At 59.8% G+C, this 16,946-nt stretch carries 17 protein-coding genes and 3 pseudogenes; 14 read left to right on the forward strand and 6 right to left on the reverse strand.

What is annotated here, in order from left to right:
• Positions 1 to 296 (forward strand): phasin (locus tag PH551_RS31710; RefSeq protein ID WP_285196111.1); only part of this gene is annotated, 296 nt, incomplete at its 5' end.
• Between the two features lie 13 nt (positions 297 to 309).
• Here the strand turns inward: PH551_RS31710 and PH551_RS31715 are convergent.
• A complete protein-coding gene (locus tag PH551_RS31715) occupies positions 310 to 555 on the reverse strand; it encodes an NAD(P) transhydrogenase subunit alpha (protein WP_309506698.1) in 246 nt (81 codons plus the stop codon).
• 463 nt (positions 556 to 1,018) lie between these two features.
• Between PH551_RS31715 and hemN the strand changes: the two genes are divergently transcribed.
• Positions 1,019 to 2,371: an oxygen-independent coproporphyrinogen III oxidase gene (gene hemN, locus PH551_RS31720; protein WP_004674397.1), complete on the forward strand. Its 1,353-nt coding sequence runs from the start codon at positions 1,019 to 1,021 to the stop codon at positions 2,369 to 2,371.
• Between the two features lie 965 nt (positions 2,372 to 3,336).
• Here the strand turns inward: hemN and PH551_RS31725 are convergent.
• The gene (locus tag PH551_RS31725; RefSeq protein WP_004674399.1) at positions 3,337 to 3,780 is read right to left on the reverse strand and encodes a pseudoazurin; all 444 of its coding nucleotides are present in this window, start codon (positions 3,778 to 3,780) and stop codon (positions 3,337 to 3,339) included.
• 306 nt (positions 3,781 to 4,086) lie between these two features.
• A pseudogene (locus tag PH551_RS31730) lies at positions 4,087 to 4,804 on the reverse strand (cyclic nucleotide-binding domain-containing protein); the annotation flags it as partial.
• A gap of 241 nt (positions 4,805 to 5,045) precedes the next feature.
• Between PH551_RS31730 and ccoN the strand changes: the two are divergent.
• From ccoN to PH551_RS31780, 10 genes are all read left to right on the forward strand, one after another.
• A complete protein-coding gene (gene ccoN / locus PH551_RS31735; RefSeq protein WP_004674403.1) occupies positions 5,046 to 6,668 on the forward strand; it encodes a cytochrome-c oxidase, cbb3-type subunit I in 1,623 nt (540 codons plus the stop codon).
• 8 nt (positions 6,669 to 6,676) lie between these two features.
• The gene (ccoO, locus tag PH551_RS31740; protein WP_004674404.1) at positions 6,677 to 7,411 is read left to right on the forward strand and encodes a cytochrome-c oxidase, cbb3-type subunit II; all 735 of its coding nucleotides are present in this window, start codon (positions 6,677 to 6,679) and stop codon (positions 7,409 to 7,411) included.
• Between the two features lie 8 nt (positions 7,412 to 7,419).
• A complete protein-coding gene (locus tag PH551_RS31745; RefSeq protein ID WP_004674411.1) occupies positions 7,420 to 7,572 on the forward strand; it encodes a cbb3-type cytochrome c oxidase subunit 3 in 153 nt (50 codons plus the stop codon).
• A 1-nt stretch (position 7,573) separates the two neighbouring features.
• A complete protein-coding gene (gene ccoP, locus PH551_RS31750) occupies positions 7,574 to 8,437 on the forward strand; it encodes a cytochrome-c oxidase, cbb3-type subunit III (RefSeq protein ID WP_004674413.1) in 864 nt (287 codons plus the stop codon).
• A gap of 11 nt (positions 8,438 to 8,448) precedes the next feature.
• Positions 8,449 to 8,634 carry a hypothetical protein gene (locus PH551_RS31755; RefSeq protein WP_004674416.1) on the forward strand — a complete coding sequence of 62 codons (186 nt, stop codon included), beginning with the start codon at positions 8,449 to 8,451 and terminating at the stop codon, positions 8,632 to 8,634.
• Between the two features lie 167 nt (positions 8,635 to 8,801).
• A complete protein-coding gene (ccoG, locus tag PH551_RS31760) occupies positions 8,802 to 10,376 on the forward strand; it encodes a cytochrome c oxidase accessory protein CcoG (protein WP_004674417.1) in 1,575 nt (524 codons plus the stop codon).
• The gene (locus tag PH551_RS31765) at positions 10,373 to 10,858 is read left to right on the forward strand and encodes a FixH family protein (RefSeq protein ID WP_004674419.1); all 486 of its coding nucleotides are present in this window, start codon (positions 10,373 to 10,375) and stop codon (positions 10,856 to 10,858) included. Before ccoG ends, PH551_RS31765 begins: the two co-directional genes overlap by 4 nt.
• Positions 10,855 to 13,137 carry a cation-translocating P-type ATPase gene (locus tag PH551_RS31770; protein WP_004674422.1) on the forward strand — a complete coding sequence of 761 codons (2,283 nt, stop codon included), beginning with the start codon at positions 10,855 to 10,857 and terminating at the stop codon, positions 13,135 to 13,137. Before PH551_RS31765 ends, PH551_RS31770 begins: the two co-directional genes overlap by 4 nt.
• Positions 13,134 to 13,292: a cbb3-type cytochrome oxidase assembly protein CcoS gene (ccoS, locus tag PH551_RS31775; protein ID WP_004674425.1), complete on the forward strand. Its 159-nt coding sequence runs from the start codon at positions 13,134 to 13,136 to the stop codon at positions 13,290 to 13,292. Before PH551_RS31770 ends, ccoS begins: the two co-directional genes overlap by 4 nt.
• Positions 13,293 to 13,323: 31 nt before the next feature.
• Complete coding sequence (locus tag PH551_RS31780) at positions 13,324 to 13,989, forward strand: Crp/Fnr family transcriptional regulator (RefSeq protein ID WP_004674428.1); 666 nt, start codon at positions 13,324 to 13,326, stop codon at positions 13,987 to 13,989.
• A gap of 274 nt (positions 13,990 to 14,263) precedes the next feature.
• Here the strand turns inward: PH551_RS31780 and PH551_RS31785 are convergent, their stop codons facing one another.
• Complete coding sequence (locus PH551_RS31785; RefSeq protein WP_004674430.1) at positions 14,264 to 14,467, reverse strand: hypothetical protein; 204 nt, start codon at positions 14,465 to 14,467, stop codon at positions 14,264 to 14,266.
• A 214-nt stretch (positions 14,468 to 14,681) separates the two neighbouring features.
• A complete protein-coding gene (locus tag PH551_RS31790; RefSeq protein WP_018247218.1) occupies positions 14,682 to 14,999 on the reverse strand; it encodes a hypothetical protein in 318 nt (105 codons plus the stop codon).
• Between the two features lie 118 nt (positions 15,000 to 15,117).
• Here PH551_RS31790 and PH551_RS31795 point away from each other — a divergent pair.
• Positions 15,118 to 16,062 (forward strand): annotated as a pseudogene (locus tag PH551_RS31795) (IS630 family transposase).
• Positions 16,063 to 16,202: 140 nt separating this feature from the next.
• Here the strand turns inward: PH551_RS31795 and PH551_RS31800 are convergent.
• Positions 16,203 to 16,578, reverse strand: a pseudogene (locus PH551_RS31800) (nodulation protein NodZ); the annotation flags it as partial.
• Positions 16,579 to 16,703: 125 nt separating this feature from the next.
• Here PH551_RS31800 and PH551_RS31805 point away from each other — a divergent pair.
• Positions 16,704 to 16,946, forward strand: a 243-nt coding sequence (locus PH551_RS31805) for a transposase (RefSeq protein WP_285196315.1), incomplete at its 3' end; no start/stop codon positions are given.

Genomic DNA, 16,946 nt, shown 5'->3' on the forward strand with positions numbered 1-16,946 from the left:
TGCTGCCTCCGATCCTCGAAACGACAAGTCTATTCGGCAACGAATTGTGGTGGAAGACGATCGCTGCACTGCAGGCCGACGCCGAGGCCAGCTTCTCACATTTGCAAGCTTTGCTGGGCGCGAATTCGCCGTCGCAGATCCTCGAACAGCAGTCGACCTTTTTCCGCAAGCGCGTTGAGACAAGTTTGCAGCACGCCAAGGAAGTCCGGGTGCTCTCAAGCAGGGCGGTGGAGGAAATCTCAAAGCCGGTCAAGGATGCTTTTGACAAGGTGCTGACGGACCTCAAGGCGACGTAAAACTGAGGAGACCCTAGAAATACCGCGCGGTGATCTGCCCGGTGAAGAAACACCTGAAGTTCGCACTCGCTTCGATGACCGCCCGGTAACCCCGATCTTTCCCATTCATCTTCTGTGCACGGCTGATGCGCGGGACCATGTCTATGGCGCTTATATTCGCGCCCGAATGCAGAGCCCGCTTGAGCAACTCATTGTTGGCTGCGGGATAGAAGAAAGCGATTAGCGTCTTTTCAGGCGACAGCAGGGCGACCTCATTGATCGAGGCGCACCTTGACGATCACGTCGGCGGCCGCGGCGAGGGCCTGTGGAATTGGAAAACGACCACGACTTCCGCGTTTCGGTAGGCTTCGCTCGAGATTCCCGCCGTTAGGCCGGCACCAGTTCCACTGGCGATCAACAAACTATCGCCGGGGGCCAGCGCATGGAGCGAGCCGAAACCGTGGGATGGCTCGACCGGCGACAGCACGCGGACACCAATTTGTTTCACCCGTTTTGCGTATCAGTCATTCTTGCTCATTTCCTTGTGGCACGTCTCTTCGAACAGCCGGGACCGCGGCTCGACCCATGTCAGAACGAGATGTTAGGCGGGTTCGAAAGTGCTGACTTTCACAGCGGACAAAGATCCGGCTGATTCTGGCCTGAGACGTCATCATTGATTTGGGACAAGGAAGCCGGCGCGGCCGGAGGTCATAAAGCATCCTGTTTTGAAAAGGGATGCGAAAATGTCTGATGATCTGATCGCCAAATACGGCGATGCGCGGATTCCGCGTTATACGAGTTACCCGACGGCGGCGGCTTTTTCTGCAGCCGTGGGGCCGGATGAATATGCCGGCAATCTCGCCCATATCGCCGCGGCTGGCCCGGTTTCGGTTTATCTCCACGTCCCGTTCTGCCGTTCGATATGCTGGTACTGCGGCTGCCACACGACCATCACCCGGCAAGACGCTCCGGTCGCCGACTATCTCGACGTGATGAAGGAAGAGATCGAGCTCGTCTCTTTTGCGGCCGGAAACGACGTGCCCGTCAAGTACGTGCATTTCGGCGGCGGCACGCCGTCGGTCATGAAGCCGCAGGAATTTTCGGCTCTAATGGCAAAGCTCAGGAGTGCCTTCACGTTTGAAGCGAAAGCCGGCGTCGCAGTCGAGATCGACCCTCGCACATTGGTCGCCCCCATGATCGATGCGCTCGCCGAAAACGGCGTCGACCGCGCAAGCCTCGGCGTCCAGAGCTACGATCCGATCGTGCAGGCCGGTATCAAGCGGCTGCAATCCTTTGAGCAGACGGAAAGGGCGGTCGCCGGGTTGCGCTCAGCAGGCGTCAGCAGCATCAACTTCGACCTAATTTATGGCCTTCCGAAACAGACTGTCCAATCTTGCATCGAGACGGTCCGGCTGGCTGCAGAACTGCGTCCCGAACGTTTCGCCGTTTTCGGTTACGCTCACATACCCGCTTTTAAGAAACATCAGCGCCTGATCGACGAAGCATCGCTGCCGGACGCAAAACAGCGGAACGAGCAGGCGGAAGTGATCGCCGAGGAGCTCCAGAAGGCCGGATATCTGCGCATTGGGCTCGATCATTTTGCACTGCCGAACGATCAGTTGGCGCTCGCCGCGCGCAACAGAACGCTGAGGAGAAACTTCCAGGGCTATACCACGGATGATTGCGATAGCCTGATCGGCCTCGGCGCATCTGCGATCGGGCGGCTGCCGGCCGGCTATATGCAGAACCACGTGCCTCTCGGCCTCTATGCCGAGCGAATTGCCTTCGGGGTGCTGCCGACCGCCAAGGGATATCTTCTCAGCGAGGAGGACAAGCTTCGGGCGAGGGTCATCGAGAGGCTGATGTGCGATTTCGAAGCCGATCTCGGCCAGTTGAGCAGCGGATCGGGTTTCGACACCGGCTTCCTTGTCGAGCGCAACGACCGTCTCGGCGAGCTCATGGCCGACGGCGTCGTGACGATCAGCGGTGAGCGGATTGTCGTATGCGAGGAGGCGCGCTTCATGGTCCGTGCAGTCGCGGCGGCATTCGACGCCTATTTTAGCTCGCACGGGCACACGCACAGCAAGGCAGCCTAGTACTTGTCGCCGGAAGTGTGCATCGGTTCCGGCGACACGAAACGCATCAAAGGCCGCGCGAGAAGACATCGAGTTCCCGTTTCTCGATCGAGGACCCTGCAGTTATCTTCCCAGGAGTCCCGTCGACAACGGCACGTCGAGGAGGATCGACGTCGCAAGTTCGTGTGAAGCAGGGCGGGCGCACTCACAAATACGGTCATCGGGCCGCCCTGTCACAAGTAGATGGGCGCCCGTATCACCGCCTGGACGTCGAGGTCGTTATCGTCGAGCTTTTCGGCTCATTCAAATACAGCTCGATCTCGGCAGGCCCCGGCCCAGGGTATCGTTGGCGACTGACGTCGAACCTTTAAGGTGGCGTGGGCAAGCGCCGGTCCGCAGAGTTGTGCCCATCGCGATTATGGCGGCCGCGCAGGCGCCTGAAGGAGCCTTTTCGCGAGGTGAGCTACCGAGCGCCACATGATCGACGGCTCTCGCCCTCTCACGAACGCGGTTGTTCGAGCACGTCGAAGGACGAGGCAGGGGTCTCCTAGTTGTAGGACTTGCCTGCCGCGGGGATTTCGATCAAACGTTCGACGGCGCCTTCCGTGCAATTCTTGGGTAACCAGAACGAGACCCCGGGTTTTGGCTGGCATCTCCTTCGCGACTGCCGCGCAAAAAAACGACCTCGTTATATTCGTCGTCAGCGAGATTGCCGCCGGGCTAGTGATCTTGCCCACGCGTTCCTTCACAGGTCTGCCGTGCAGATCATAGCTCTTTTCACAGGCCACATTCACTTTCTCGACGGTCCCACCAGGTTTCGGCATCGGCTTTGCCGACAACCGTGTCCGACCACTGCCTTGGACGTCTTGCCTGACAGCGCCTGGCTCTGCTCGATGCTCACTGAGCATCAGCTGCTCCTGGCGAGGCAAACAGCTGCCACGAAAGCCATCGTCATGGGCTGCGCGGTCATCCGCACCTGCTGTGTCTCACTGGGTGATGTTTGTGAGGTCGGCATCGAGCCGCTTGCGCACCATGTTCGGCACCTTTGCAGTCTTGATCGCTTCGAGATTGGGCGGACTGTCACCCACCTGGATCAGGGCAACCATGCCCATGCCGGAATGTGGGGTGCATTTCAGGACATAGACGCCTGGAACATCGAATTTCGCGCGATATAGCTCATTCGGCTTTGACTTGAAGTCGGCAACGCCATCCGGAATGAGGCCTTTGAAGGTTTCGACGTTGTGGCCCTTGTCGGTGGGGATGAAGGTGACGGTGTCGCCGGGGGCGATCTTCAGGAAGCCAGGCTCGAACACCATCGCGCCTTCCGTGCCTTTGTTGAGCATCCGAACCTGGTGGTCGGCCGCCATCAACGGCGCTGCCGAAACAATCAAGGCTGCCGCTGCAGCGATCAGACCGAATTTTAACCGCATTTGCAAGCTCCTTTTCTGCGAGACCCAATCAGCCTCATGAATGTGTCTTAGCAGATGCCGGAATTGGGCTCTTTGACGCCCGTCAAATTCGGGGAAAAAAGGCAGAAGGTCCCAATTTTTGCCTGCTTGCCCAGCGCCCTTGCGAGGGACATGGCAGCCTGCAAGCGATGTAGGAATCACCGAAGGACAAGCACGCTCGGCGAACGTCGGCGCTGCTGAACAGCTTAGGATTGCCGTGACTGAGCTCATATCGCGTCGAGAAGTTCGCGGAGGGCATGAATGTCGATCCCGCGGCTTGTCGCGTGTGTTGAGGTTTACCCTCTGACAGAAATCCTCGGAAAAATCATCAGTGTCGCCCGATAACCGTACCAGCGGGCAAGATTGACGTTCCGCAGGTCGTGCCTGCCCTCGGGAATAACGATGTTGCGCGACGCAAGTTTCGTAACGGTGTGGGCCAGGGTCTCAATGGTCAGGCCGAGATGATCCGCAATGTCTTGACGATTCATGGAAACGCGCAACGGACCTTGGCGGACGCGGGTTGCGCCGGAATGCAAGCTTCACGATGAAGCTGCAGGGGCGCTCCTCGGCGTTCTTCTTCGGCAACAGCACCATCTGTTCATGCGAAGCGGCCGCCTCCTGCCAGAGCAACGAGAGCTAGGTCGAGCGAGCGCATTAGACCGAGCGACTTCCCCGTGGAAACTCATGTGCGATATCCGGCGGATCTTGCATTTCGTGACGGCCTCAGCCGTAAATAGGAAATCGTTTTGCAGCGACGCGCCGTTGAGATCGCCGGCGAATTGAAGAGCGATTATCACCCGACGATCTTTCGCCGATGATACGAAGCAGGCGCACGACACCTTCTTCCACCTGGACAAGATGGTTGCTTATCACCCTCCCACCAAATCGCCTTACCGGCTGCGACGGCCTCGGCCGCCGAGCCTACGAACAGCGAAGAGAGGGATTGGCCGGCATGTATGGCTTCGCGCCCCTTCGCGCCATTGTCGAACGCGTGGTTGTTCTGCACAGCATCTTCATCGCCCCTTGTGGCAGTGGGTGCGGTAGAAAGCAGCTGCGTCACACGGGAGTAAGCGGGCGGTGCCAAAGGGGGAAGTTTGCAACAGAGTGTAACAACGTCGGTTCGTCCACCGCTTCCAGTCCGCTTGTTGATGTAGATCAAGGAGCCGTTCCCGTCTTCGTGACAGTCCTGCCTCGAAATCCGAGAAAGCCGGCCGCGAGGCGGTCGTCTGCGCACTGGAGACGACATCATGAATTACACGACAGAAACGATGGTGATCGCGGTCGCAGCGTTTCTGGCGCTGCTCGCGGCCGCATTCGCGCACGATCATCTGTTTGCAGTCCATATGGGTATACTTTGCCTCTGCCTGGTTGCGGGAACGCTGCTGCTTGTCAGAAACGCAGAGTTTTCGCCGACGGGCCAACAGCGCAAAACAGAGCTTACGGGCTATTGCGACGAGGTAATCCGCTACGGCCTGATCGCTACGGTGTTCTGGGGCGTCGTCGGCTTCCTCGTCGGCGTGATCATCGCGCTGCAGCTCGCCTTTCCCGACCTCAACATCGCGCCCTATTGGAATTTCGGAAGATTGCGGCCGGTTCACACATCGGCGGTGATCTTCGCCTTCGGCGGCAACGCGCTGATCATGACATCCTTCTATGTGGTGCAACGCACCTGTCGCGCGCGTCTCTTCGGAGGAACACTCGCCTGGTTCGTCTTCTGGGGCTACCAGCTGTTCATCGTGATGGCTGCGACCGGCTACGTGATCGGCATCAATCAGTCGCGCGAATATGCCGAGCCCGAATGGTACGTCGACCTGTGGCTTACCATCGTCTGGGTCGCCTATCTGGCCGTCTATCTCGGAACGATCCTGAAGCGCAAAGAGCCGCATATCTACGTGGCAAACTGGTTCTATCTCAGCTTCATAGTCACCATTGCGATGCTGCATGTGGTCAACAACCTCGCTGTTCCGGCGTCGTTCCTCGGCTCCAAGAGCTATTCTCTCTTCTCCGGCGTCCAGGATGCACTCACCCAATGGTGGTACGGCCACAACGCCGTCGGCTTCTTCCTCACCGCCGGCTTCCTGGGGATGATGTACTATTTTGTGCCGAAGCAGGCCAACCGGCCGGTTTATTCCTACCGGCTGTCGATCATCCACTTCTGGGCCCTGATCTTCATGTATATCTGGGCCGGCCCGCATCATCTGCATTACACGGCGCTGCCTGACTGGGCGCAGACGCTCGGAATGGTCTTCTCCGTCATGCTCTGGATGCCCTCCTGGGGCGGCATGATCAACGGTTTGATGACCCTTTCGGGCGCCTGGGACAAAATTCGCACCGACCCGATCATCCGGATGATGATCGTCGCCATCGCATTTTATGGGATGTCGACCTTCGAAGGCCCGATGATGTCGATAAAGGCTGTCAATTCGCTCAGCCACTATACCGAATGGACGATCGGTCACGTGCATTCCGGAGCACTTGGCTGGGTGGGTATGATCACCTTCGGGGCGATATACTACCTGACGCCGAAACTGTGGGGGCGCGAGCGCCTCTACAGCCTGCGGATGGTCAACTGGCACTTCTGGCTCGCGACGCTCGGGATCGTGATCTACGCCGCGGTGCTCTGGGTCGCGGGCATCCAGCAGGGGCTGATGTGGCGAGAATACAATTCCCAGGGCTTCCTCGTCTATTCCTTCGCTGAAACGGTCGCGGCGATGATCCCCTATTACGTGCTGCGTGCCGTCGGCGGAGCACTCTACCTAGCGGGTGGCCTCGTCATGGCCTGGAACGTGTTCATGACGATCCGCGGCCACCTGCGCGACGAAGCGCCAATCCCGACCAGTTTGGTGCCCCAGGCACAGCCTGCCGAGTGAGGTGAGACATGGCATCGTTACTTGATAAACATAAGACCCTCGAGAAGAACGCGACGCTTCTTCTGGTCGGCTCGCTGCTGGTCGTCAGCATTGGCGGCATCGTTGAAATCGCACCGCTGTTCTACCTGCAGAACACGATCGAAAAAGTGGAAGGCATGCGGCCCTACACGCCGCTAGAGCTCGCCGGACGGAACATCTACATCCGTGAAGGCTGCTATCTCTGCCACAGCCAGATGATCCGGCCGTTCCGTGATGAGGTCGAACGTTACGGCCATTATTCGCTCGCCGCGGAATCGATGTACGACCACCCGTTCCAATGGGGATCCAAGCGGACAGGGCCCGATCTGGCCCGCGTCGGGGGGCGTTACTCGAACGAATGGCACGTCCAGCATCTCGCAAATCCGCGGGCCGTGGTGCCGGAATCAATCATGCCGAGCTACGCCTTCCTCGAAGAGAAGGAGGTGACGGTCAGGAGTATCGGAGAGGACCTCAAGGCCAATGAGGACGTGGGCGTGCCTTACAGCGACGACATGCTGGCGAATGCCGAGGCCGACATGAGAGCCCAGGCCGATCCGAACGCGGACACGGCGGCTCTACTCAAGCGCTACCCAAATGCGAATGTCGGCGATCTCGACGGCGATCCAACCCGGCTGACCGAGATGGACGCGCTGGTGTCCTACCTGCAGATGCTCGGAACGCTGGTTAATTTCTCGACCTATGACGACGCGACCGGCTACCGGTGAGGTGATCCATGGAAACTTACACTGCAATGAGACACTTCTCCGACAGCTGGGGCCTCCTGGCAATGGCCGCATTCTTCGTCGGCGCGGTCATGCTCACCCTTCGCCCAGGTAGCAAGCAGACGGCCAAAGATGCCGCCGATATTCCCTTGAAGGACGATTGAGATGTCGCAAAAGCATATCGATGAACTGAGCGGCGTCGAAACGACGGGTCATGAATGGGACGGCATCCAAGAGCTCAACAATCCCATGCCGCGCTGGTGGATCTGGACCTTCTACGTGACGATCCTCTGGGCGATCGGCTACGCCATCGCTTACCCGGCCATCCCGATGATCACTTCCGCCACTAACGGCTATCTCGGTTATTCAACGCGCGCCGAGCTGCAGCAGGACCTCAATCTCGCTAAGTCATCGCAGACGGAGTTCCATGACCTGATCGCTGCCAAGACAGTGGAGGAGATCGACGCGGATCCTGCTCTTCGTAAATTCGCGATCGCTGGCGGCGCATCCGCTTTCAAGGTGAACTGCGCGCCCTGCCATGGATCGGGAGCGAGCGGCGGTCCGGGGTTTCCGAATCTCAACGACGACGACTGGCTGTGGGGCGGGGATCTGAATGCCATCCAGGCCACGATCTCTCATGGCATCCGCTTCGACGGCGATACGGATAGCCATTCCTCCGAAATGCCGCCCTTTGCCGGTGTTCTGGAGCCCATCCAGATGAAGCAGGTCGCCGCCTTTGTCTGGGGGCTGACCAATACGCCCTCGGATGTCGGTCTGGCGGCGGCCGGAAAACAGGTTTTCTTCGACAATTGCGCCCCATGTCACGGCGAGGACGCCAAAGGAAAGGTGGAAATGGGTGCGCCGGATCTCGCCGACGCAATCTGGCTGAAGTCGCGGGGTGAAGACGCCATCCTTCGTCAGGTTGCCTCTCCCAAACATGGCGTAATGCCTGCCTGGGCAGCGCGCCTGGGGGACACAACGGTAAACGAGCTTACTATTTTCGTTCATGCGCTCGGCGGCGGCACGTAAGGAGAAAAGACATGACAGCCCACGACCGCAATCCGATCCTCCCTCTCTACGGCGCGCCGCGTGCTGTTATCCGATCGCGTGTCTCAGCCCGCGCCCAACAGATGCCTGCGTCTTCGGAGCAGGACGACCCGGCAAAAATCGGCAATTCGATGGTGAGTTTGATCTGCCTCAAAGACCACAAGCAGACGAGCCGATAGTTTCAGCTCCTGTGGAGGACGTCCCAGCGGTTTCTCCGCCGCTGTCCTCCGGCCACGCCCTTACTCTGGGGCGTGGCCTTTTCGCTTCTGCACGGTCGTTCTTGATCTGCATCAAGGAACGGATCCGCCACGGCTGGGAAAAGAGTGGTGAAAATCGGACAGGTCCTATGAATCTCTATACCCGCCCTAATCTAAATGACATTGACCACGTTCGCGTCGAACCCGTCAACGCCCGGCGCAACCGCCAGTCTCTCTATGCGCCGCGCAAGAAGATCTTTCCGAAACGAGCCGAAGGGCCCTTTCGCCGGTTCAAATGGGTCTTGATGCTGCTCACGCTTGGCACATATTACCTCGCGCCGTGGATTCGCTGGGACCGCGGTCCCTATGCGCCCAATCAGGCAATCCTCGTCGACCTCGCCTCGCGGCGCTTCTTCTTTTTCTTCATCGAGATCTGGCCGCAGGAATTCTACTATGTGGCGGGCCTGCTCGTCATGGCGGGCTTCGGCCTCTTTCTCCTCACCGCCGCTGTCGGCCGCGCCTGGTGTGGCTATGCCTGTCCGCAGACCGTCTGGGTCGATCTCTTTATCGTCGTCGAACGCGCCGTCGAAGGCGACCGAAACGCTCGGATGAAGCTCGATGCCGACCCCTTCACTTTCGACAAGCTCAGGAAGCGGGTGATCAAGCACGCGATCTGGTTGCTGATCGCCGTCGCCACGGGCGGAGCATGGATCTTCTATTTTGCCGACGCGCCGAGCCTGGCGGCTTCACTGTTTGACGGCAGCGCTCCTGCCGCTGCGTATGCCACGATCGCCACCCTGACCGCGACGACCTATGTGCTTGGCGGCCTCATGCGCGAACAGACATGCACCTATATGTGTCCGTGGCCGCGCATTCAGGGCGCGATGCTGGATGAGAATTCGCTTGTTGTCACCTACAACGACTGGCGGGGCGAGCAGCGGTCGCGCCATGGCAAGAAGGCTCAGGGTCTGCCGGTGGGCGATTGCGTGGACTGCAATGCCTGCGTCGCCGTCTGCCCGATGGGGATCGACATCCGCGACGGCCAGCAGATGGAATGCATCACATGCGCCCTCTGCATCGACGCCTGTGGCGGCGTCATGGACAAGCTCGGGAAGCCACACGGCCTGATCGCCTATGCGACGCTCAAGGAATATTCGAGCAACATGTCGCTTGCTACTGACGGAGGACGGACAGCCATCCAGCCCTCCAATGTCCGAAACGACGACGGAAGCTTCATGCCAGCTGTCCGGAATTTCGACTGGCGCATCATCTTCCGCCGAAGAATTGTCTTCTACGGTGTCGTCTGGGCATCGATCGGCGTCGCCATGGTCGTCCATCTCGCCTTACGCGATCGGCTCAGGCTCAACGTTATCCACGACCGGAACCCTCAATATGTTCTGGAAAGCGACGGCTCCATCCGAAACGGCTACACGCTGCATGTCCTCAACATGGTGCCGAAGCCGCGGGACGTGACCATCACCCTCGTCGGGCTGGAGGGGGGCACAATGCGCATTCCCGAGTTCGGCAGGCAGGATGCCCGCAGCTTCACCGCTCACGTCGAACCCGACGCGGCCACGACGCTCAAGGTCTTCGTCACGCGCGCCCCAGACGGGGCAGAGATCAACGAATTCCTCTTCGTCATCGAAGATATAGGTCAAGACGCAGGTCAAGCCGACCGGGCGAGCTATCGCGCCGCGTTCAACGCGCCGGGAGACGTGAAATGAAGACTTCTACTCAGGGCTTTACCGGCTTGCACGTGCTGCTTGCCACCTCGGCATTCTTCGCCGTAGTGATCGCCGTAAACGCCACCATGGCCTTCTATGCTGCGTCCAGCTGGAGTGGCATCGTCGTGGAAAACACCTATGTGGCCAGCCAGGAATTCAACACCAGGGCGGCAGCGATGAAGGCAATGGCCGCCTCCGGCGTCGAGGGCGCGCTCGTCGTTAAGGGCATCCAAATCCGTTACGACATCCACGACAAGGCCGGCACGCCTGCGATCATCGATGATGTCACGCTGAACTTCAAACGGCCCGTCGGCGATCATGAGGATTTCCGCGTGACGCTCCGGAAGACGGGCGAAGGGCGGTTCGAAGCCGATCACCAGGTTGTCGCCGGCGACTGGATCGTCGAGGCCATATCGAGAATGAACGGGGCGGTCGTCATGCATGAGGCCAAACGCTTCGACACCGCGGAGTTCCGCCAATGACCTGCTGCTCGATGGATGCGGAAAGCGTTCTCGGCCTCAGCGCGACATCCGCCAGCGCCGAGGAGGTATGCCTTGCAAGCCACCCGCTCGGGGCAGGGTTACGCCAGATCGACCTCAGCGTACCCGACGTCCACTGTGGCGGCTGCATATTGACCCTCGAAAAAGCGCTGTCGGCGCTTGCGTTCGTCAGGAAAGCCCGGGTCAATCTCACCGCCCGGCGTGTCACCTGCGTCTATCAGGAAGAGATCGAGGCGAAGGCGACCGATCCCTCCGAAATCCTCGCCGCGATCACCTTGGCCGGATACCGCGCCCATCTCATCACGTCGACAGCACCCGAAACCGACAGGATCCGGAACCAGCTACTGCTGGCGATTGGAGTTTCCGGCTTTGCGGCCGCCAACATCATGATGCTCTCGGTGTCGGTATGGTCGGGCGCCGATGCGGCCACGCGCGACATGTTTCACTGGATCTCGGCGATGATCGCGGCGCCGGCGCTGATTTATGGTGGACGCTTCTTCTTCAAATCGGCCTGGAGCGGGCTCAAGCGTAGGCGCACCAACATGGATGTTCCGATCTCGCTTGCAGTGACGCTGTCCTATGCGGTCTCCCTATGGGAAACCATGCACCATGGCGAACATGCCTGGTTCGACGCGTCGGTGTCTCTGCTGTTCTTCCTGCTGATCGGCAGAACCCTCGATCATGTAATGCGGGAAAAAGCCCGCGCCGCGATCAACGGGCTTGCCAGACTGGCGCCGCGCGGGGCGCAGCTGATGATGCCGGACGGGTCGCGGCACTACATCCCGGTCGAAGAGATCGCCGTCGGGGATAACATCGCGATTGCCGCCGGCCGACGCATTCCCGTCGATGGCATGATCGTCAGCGGCGAGAGCGATGTTGACCTCTCCATCGTCACCGGTGAAAGCAGCACGGTCGCCGTCGCCGCAGGCAGCGCGCTGAATTCGGGTGCGATGAACCTGACCGGTTCGCTCGTCCTGCGGGCGACCAAAGTGGCAAGGGATTCGCTTCTTTCCGAGATCATCGGCCTGATGGAAGCGGCCGAGGGCGGCAGGGCTCGTTATCGCCGGGTCGCCGATCGCGCCGCAGCACTTTATTCTCCCGCCGTGCACCTGTTGGCGCTGGCTTCCTTTCTCGCCTGGGGCTTGCTTGGGGGCGATTGGAAACAGGCCATGCTGGTCGCGGTCGCGGTGCTGATCATCACATGCCCCTGCGCATTGGGCCTTGCTGTACCGGTGGTCCAGGTGGTCGCCGCCGGCGAACTTTTCCGCAGGGGCATCGTGGTGAAGGACGGTTCGGCGCTCGAAAGACTGGCCGACGCGGACATGGTGGCCTTCGACAAGACCGGCACCCTGACGATGGGCCGGCCCCGCCTCGTCCGAAGCGACGCGATCGCGGGCAATAGCGCCATCGTTTGCGCAATGGCGGCGCATTCACGGCATCCGCTTTCCCAGGGTCTGGTGCGGGACATAGACATCTCTTACCCCTTCGCCTTCGACAGGGTCACGGAAATCGCCGGCGGGGGGCTGGAAGCCTGGAAAGGAGCGGACTTCTATCGGCTCGGCAACCGGGCCTTTGCCTGCGGAACCGGGCTCACGCCCGCGGGCGATACTCCGTTTTCGGAGGTGGTCCTGTCGAAAAACGGCGTCGATCTCGCCCGTTTCCTGTTTGACGACACGCTTCGTCCGGGCGCCGCCGAGGCTTTCCGCCAGCTCGCTGCAGCCGGTATCGAAACGCTGATAGTATCCGGCGACAGGCAGGCCGTCGTCGACAACACAGCGCGGGCTCTCGGTATCGGCAAAGCTCTGGGCGACCTGGCGCCGAAACAGAAGGTCGAGGAACTCCAGAGGCTGGGCGCCGAGGGCTATCGTGTGCTCATGGTCGGCGACGGGATCAACGACGCACCGGCGCTGGCCGCCGCGCAGGTCTCGATGGCGCCCGCAACCGCATCCGACGTCGGCAGGCAAGCTGCCGACCTTATCTTCTTCAACGATCGTCTCGATGCCGTTCCTGAGGCAATCGCCGTTGCGCGAAGATCCGCCAGCCTCATTCGACAGAACTTTGCTCTCGCCATCGGTTACAACGTGCTTGCGGTACCGATCGCAATCGCCGGCCTGGCAACGCCGCTGATAGCGGCGGTGGCCATGTCGACTTCGTCGATCATCGTCGTGACGAATGCGCTGCGATTAAATGCCTTCGGCAGGCGCCCCGGCCTACGGAGCGAGCCGCTTGCCGGCGGACGTGCGGAAGTTGAAACCACATGAACATGCTGATCTATCTGATGCCGATCGCACTGCTGATGGGGGGAATGGGTCTCCTGGCGTTCCTCTGGTCGCTGACGAGCCGCCAGTACGACGACCTTGAAGGAGCAGCTTGGCGAATCCTCGTCGAGGACGAAACCGATTGCAAAAGACCTTGAACCGCTCACGGCCGAAACGAAAGGAAGATCGATGCTATCGAGACATCCCATACTTTTGCGATCTGACCTGTTTCACGGCCTGGACAAAGCAAGGATAGAAGAACTGGCCGACACGGCTCAGTTCCAGATCTTCGCACCGGACGAGCGGATTATCGCCGAGGGCCAGCAGGCGTCGTTCGTCTATTGCGTGATGCGCGGCTTCGTGCGACTTTCGAAGTCGGAATCCGCGGGGCGCCAGGCAGATATCTGCATCTGCGAACCGGGCGAGACGTTCGGCGAATATCTCCTGTCGGGAGGCGGCTCCTACACCTACAGCGCATGGTCCGCCGACGGCGCAGAGGTCGCGTTGTTCGACCTTGTGGAGTTGCGGGCGCTTGCCGACCGGGACCCCGTCATGCGTCGCAACGTGATGCGCATCATGGCCCGGCATCTGCTCGGTGCCATGGATTGCATAGCGGGAGACCGGCTGCACACGGCTGCACAGCGTGTTGCGAATTACCTCGTCAGCCGCTGCCCGGCCTCAGCATCGCAGGCCACCTTTCGCCTGCCTTACCGGAAGAGAATTCTGGCCGGCAAACTGGGGGTTGCGCCCGAAGCCCTTTCGCGGGCTTTCGCTGCCCTCGGTCCTGCAGGGGTCGAAGTCAGAGGCAGGGTCGTCGTGGTCGACAGCGTCGACCTGCTGCGGAAGGCGTGCTGACCTCGGGGTAGGGCGATAACCGCGCCGGAATTCGACCGCCGTCAATGTGGCGATCGCTTGCTCCGTTATGGCCAGGCGCAAAATGTACCAGGACGTCATGCTCATCGGGATTGTTCTTGTCATCTCGACTGTTTTCATCGCTTGCTTCAGGCCTTGTCCGCATCAACGGTGGCGCTGACGACACATGCGGATACCGTCGGACTGGCGGGCTTAATAGGGAAGTGCAGACGAACGGGCGCAACGAGCACCAACATGCGACGGAGAGCGTCCGGCGTTATTCTTCGAGGAGCAGGGCCGTCGCGAGATAACCCATGCTGATGGTGCTTGCGAAGAGGTAGATGAACAGGCCCTGCGCGAGATAACTCTCAACCGTGCCTGCCGCGGCAAATCCATTTTGCCAAACGAAGAAGCCCACGGCGGATCCAATTGCGAACCCCGTCGCCAAACGCGTGAGCATGAACCTGATCATGCGAGGCATGGCACCACCTCAGACTTACTCATTACAAATGGCCGGGCAACGGGAATGGTGGCTGGCCAATTGAGTTTTGTCAACGACTGGCGCAAGCCGTCATGCAAGCAGCGGCGGGAGCCGGAGACTACAACAGTGCATCTTCTGTCTTTCGCAGCCGGCGTTATCACGCCTGCGAATGCGTCGAGGCTGAGGGAGTTGCGAGTTGCAAGGACGATGCGCGCTAAGGACCTAGCGCGGCGGCGGCTTCTGTGGTCGAGCGGTTTGCCAGACGTGTCGGGATGCGGGAATAAAGAACGGCTCCGGCCACGCCCACGACCGCATAGAGCACGAACATCAGCTTGATGGCAATCTGTCGACCAAGCCCGACGAACGCCCTCGCATCAGGCAGGGCGTCGGCTAAGGCGCCGACGAGGCTGTGGCGCGCGAACGTCCTCGTCCCATCGGAATCGCCGACGTGCGAGCTTGCTATGCCAATGATGCGGGTCGAGCGCGCGGTGCCGTTTCCACTCACCGAAGGCGCCCAATAGCTACCCTTCACAACAATGATCCAGCAAGCCTTTGGACGCGCTAGAGCAAGTCCTGCGATCGATGAATCGATTGTGATGTGACGGCGTCCATCGATGCTGATTCAAACATCCACAGAGAAGAGGTGGATGATGGGACAAGCACTGAGCGATGATCTTCGAATACGGGTTTTGAAAGCGTCTGCGGCCGGCATGTCGGCTCGACAGGCTGCGGCTCGTTTCGGAGTTGGGATTTCGACGGCGATCCGCTGGATTGCAAGAGCGAAAGAGGGTGAGTTAACTGCTCGGCCACAGGGCTGGAGACGACCTTCGGCAGTGGATGCACACGAGGAATTCGTTGTCGCGTTGATCAACGAGCGTAGGGATGTGACGCTCGATGAGATGGTTGAGCGCTTGTCCGTCGAGCGGCAGGTGAAGATCAGCCGCAGCGCACTTGGCGCTTGGCTTCGAGGCCGCGGATGGACCTTTGAAAAAAGACCGCCCACGCACTGGAGCAGGACCGGCCGGATGTCCTAAAGCGCCGGCGTGTCTGGTTCGACGGCCAACTGGATCTCGATCCAGAAAAGCTGATCTTCATCGACGAAACCGGCCTTTCGACCAAGATGGCACGGCTACGCGGACGTGCACTTCGAGGTGAGCGTTGCCGAGCTGGCGTGCCACATGGCCATTGGAAAACAACGACCTTTACCGGAGCGTTGCGCCTCACTGGGATGACCGCGCCGTTTGTCTACGATGGCGCCATGAACGGTAATTGTCTTCCTGGCTTACGTCGAACAGGTATTGGGGCCTACCCTGGAGATCGGCGACGTGGTGGTCATGGACAACCTACCGGCTCACAAGACAGCGGGTGTACGCGACGCCATCGAACGTGTCGGCGCCACGCTCATGTTCCTGCCCCCTTACAGCCCAGACTTCAATCCGATCGAGAACGCCTTCTCCAAACTGAAGGCGATGCTGCGAGGTCGGGCAGAGCGAAAGATTGACGCCCTCTGGGATGCAGTTGGCGCCCTGATACCCCGCTTCACCCCCGCAGAATGCGCCAATTGCTTCAAGGCTGCTGGATATGATCCGGATTGAACAGGATTTGCTCTAGACGCTAGGAGAGGATGCGCCCCCGCCTTGTCTCGTCGCGTGCTGCGCCCACATCGCGATCCAGTGAACACCTCTCCTCAATCCTGCGAGGGCGCCGAGAATTTGTTCAGCGGAGTGCCGGTTCATCAAGCCGGCTCATGCTCGGACGATTCATCAGTCAAGATCAAGCGAGTCGGATCTTTCAAGTCAAACTCAATAACACGTGGCACGAAGAGACGGGCATAGCGCGTGAAGGCGCTGGCCGGCGGAAAGCGAATTACCGTATCGCATCGGGCGAGAAGGTACATCTCTGTAAGAGCAGAGATACCGCCGTCCACTCCGAGCGATGCACTGTGTAATGGCCGGCCTGGGCCGCCTGAAAGCATTTCGGGATAGTGATTGATCGGGAAATACACCGAGTAAATGGTCCCGTACCTGCGCGCTGTCCGTACACAAGAAAACCATCACAGGGCGTCGATGCGGTATCGCTTTGGCCTTTTCGATGGCAGTGCACACTGACCTGCCACTGAGAATTTCCTCCAGAATGGATTAGAGTCCGGCCCATTGATCTGAACCCTTCAAACTGGACCAATTTTGGTTAGAGTTTTCCGGTGCATTTTCCTGGCTGGGAAAGGGACCAGAAGACGATGAAAGCGTCGCAGTTTTCGGACGCTCAGAAGGCGTTCATTCTGAAGCAAGGTGATGAAGGCGTGTCGGTTGCTGAAATCTGCAGGAAGGCGGGGATCAGCCAGGCGACTTATTTCAACTGGAAGAAAAAATACGCGGGCATGCTGCCACCGGAGATGAAGAGGCTGAAACAGCTCGAGGACGAGAATTCGCGCCTGAAGAAGATCGTCGCGGATCTGACGCTGGACCGCGAGATGTTGCAG

The sequence above is a fragment of the Rhizobium atlanticum genome (assembly GCF_030182485.1).
Taxonomy (GTDB): Bacteria; Pseudomonadota; Alphaproteobacteria; order Rhizobiales; family Rhizobiaceae; genus Rhizobium.

Bases quoted from the DNA above. Each gene is read 5' to 3' on its own strand.
- ccoS (WP_004674425.1), top strand. From the start codon at position 13,134: ATGAACATGCTGATCTATCTGATGCCGATCGCACTGCTGATGGGGGGA.
- ccoN (WP_004674403.1), top strand. From the start codon at position 5,046: ATGAATTACACGACAGAAACGATGGTGATCGCGGTCGCAGCGTTTCTG.
- ccoG (WP_004674417.1), top strand. From the start codon at position 8,802: ATGAATCTCTATACCCGCCCTAATCTAAATGACATTGACCACGTTCGC.
- PH551_RS31725 (WP_004674399.1), bottom strand. From the start codon at position 3,780: ATGCGGTTAAAATTCGGTCTGATCGCTGCAGCGGCAGCCTTGATTGTT.
- hemN (WP_004674397.1), top strand. From the start codon at position 1,019: ATGTCTGATGATCTGATCGCCAAATACGGCGATGCGCGGATTCCGCGT.
- ccoO (WP_004674404.1), top strand. From the start codon at position 6,677: ATGGCATCGTTACTTGATAAACATAAGACCCTCGAGAAGAACGCGACG.
- PH551_RS31785 (WP_004674430.1), bottom strand. From the start codon at position 14,467: ATGCCTCGCATGATCAGGTTCATGCTCACGCGTTTGGCGACGGGGTTC.
- PH551_RS31780 (WP_004674428.1), top strand. From the start codon at position 13,324: ATGCTATCGAGACATCCCATACTTTTGCGATCTGACCTGTTTCACGGC.
- ccoP (WP_004674413.1), top strand. From the start codon at position 7,574: ATGTCGCAAAAGCATATCGATGAACTGAGCGGCGTCGAAACGACGGGT.
- PH551_RS31770 (WP_004674422.1), top strand. From the start codon at position 10,855: ATGACCTGCTGCTCGATGGATGCGGAAAGCGTTCTCGGCCTCAGCGCG.
- PH551_RS31765 (WP_004674419.1), top strand. From the start codon at position 10,373: ATGAAGACTTCTACTCAGGGCTTTACCGGCTTGCACGTGCTGCTTGCC.
- PH551_RS31745 (WP_004674411.1), top strand. From the start codon at position 7,420: ATGGAAACTTACACTGCAATGAGACACTTCTCCGACAGCTGGGGCCTC.
- PH551_RS31755 (WP_004674416.1), top strand. From the start codon at position 8,449: ATGACAGCCCACGACCGCAATCCGATCCTCCCTCTCTACGGCGCGCCG.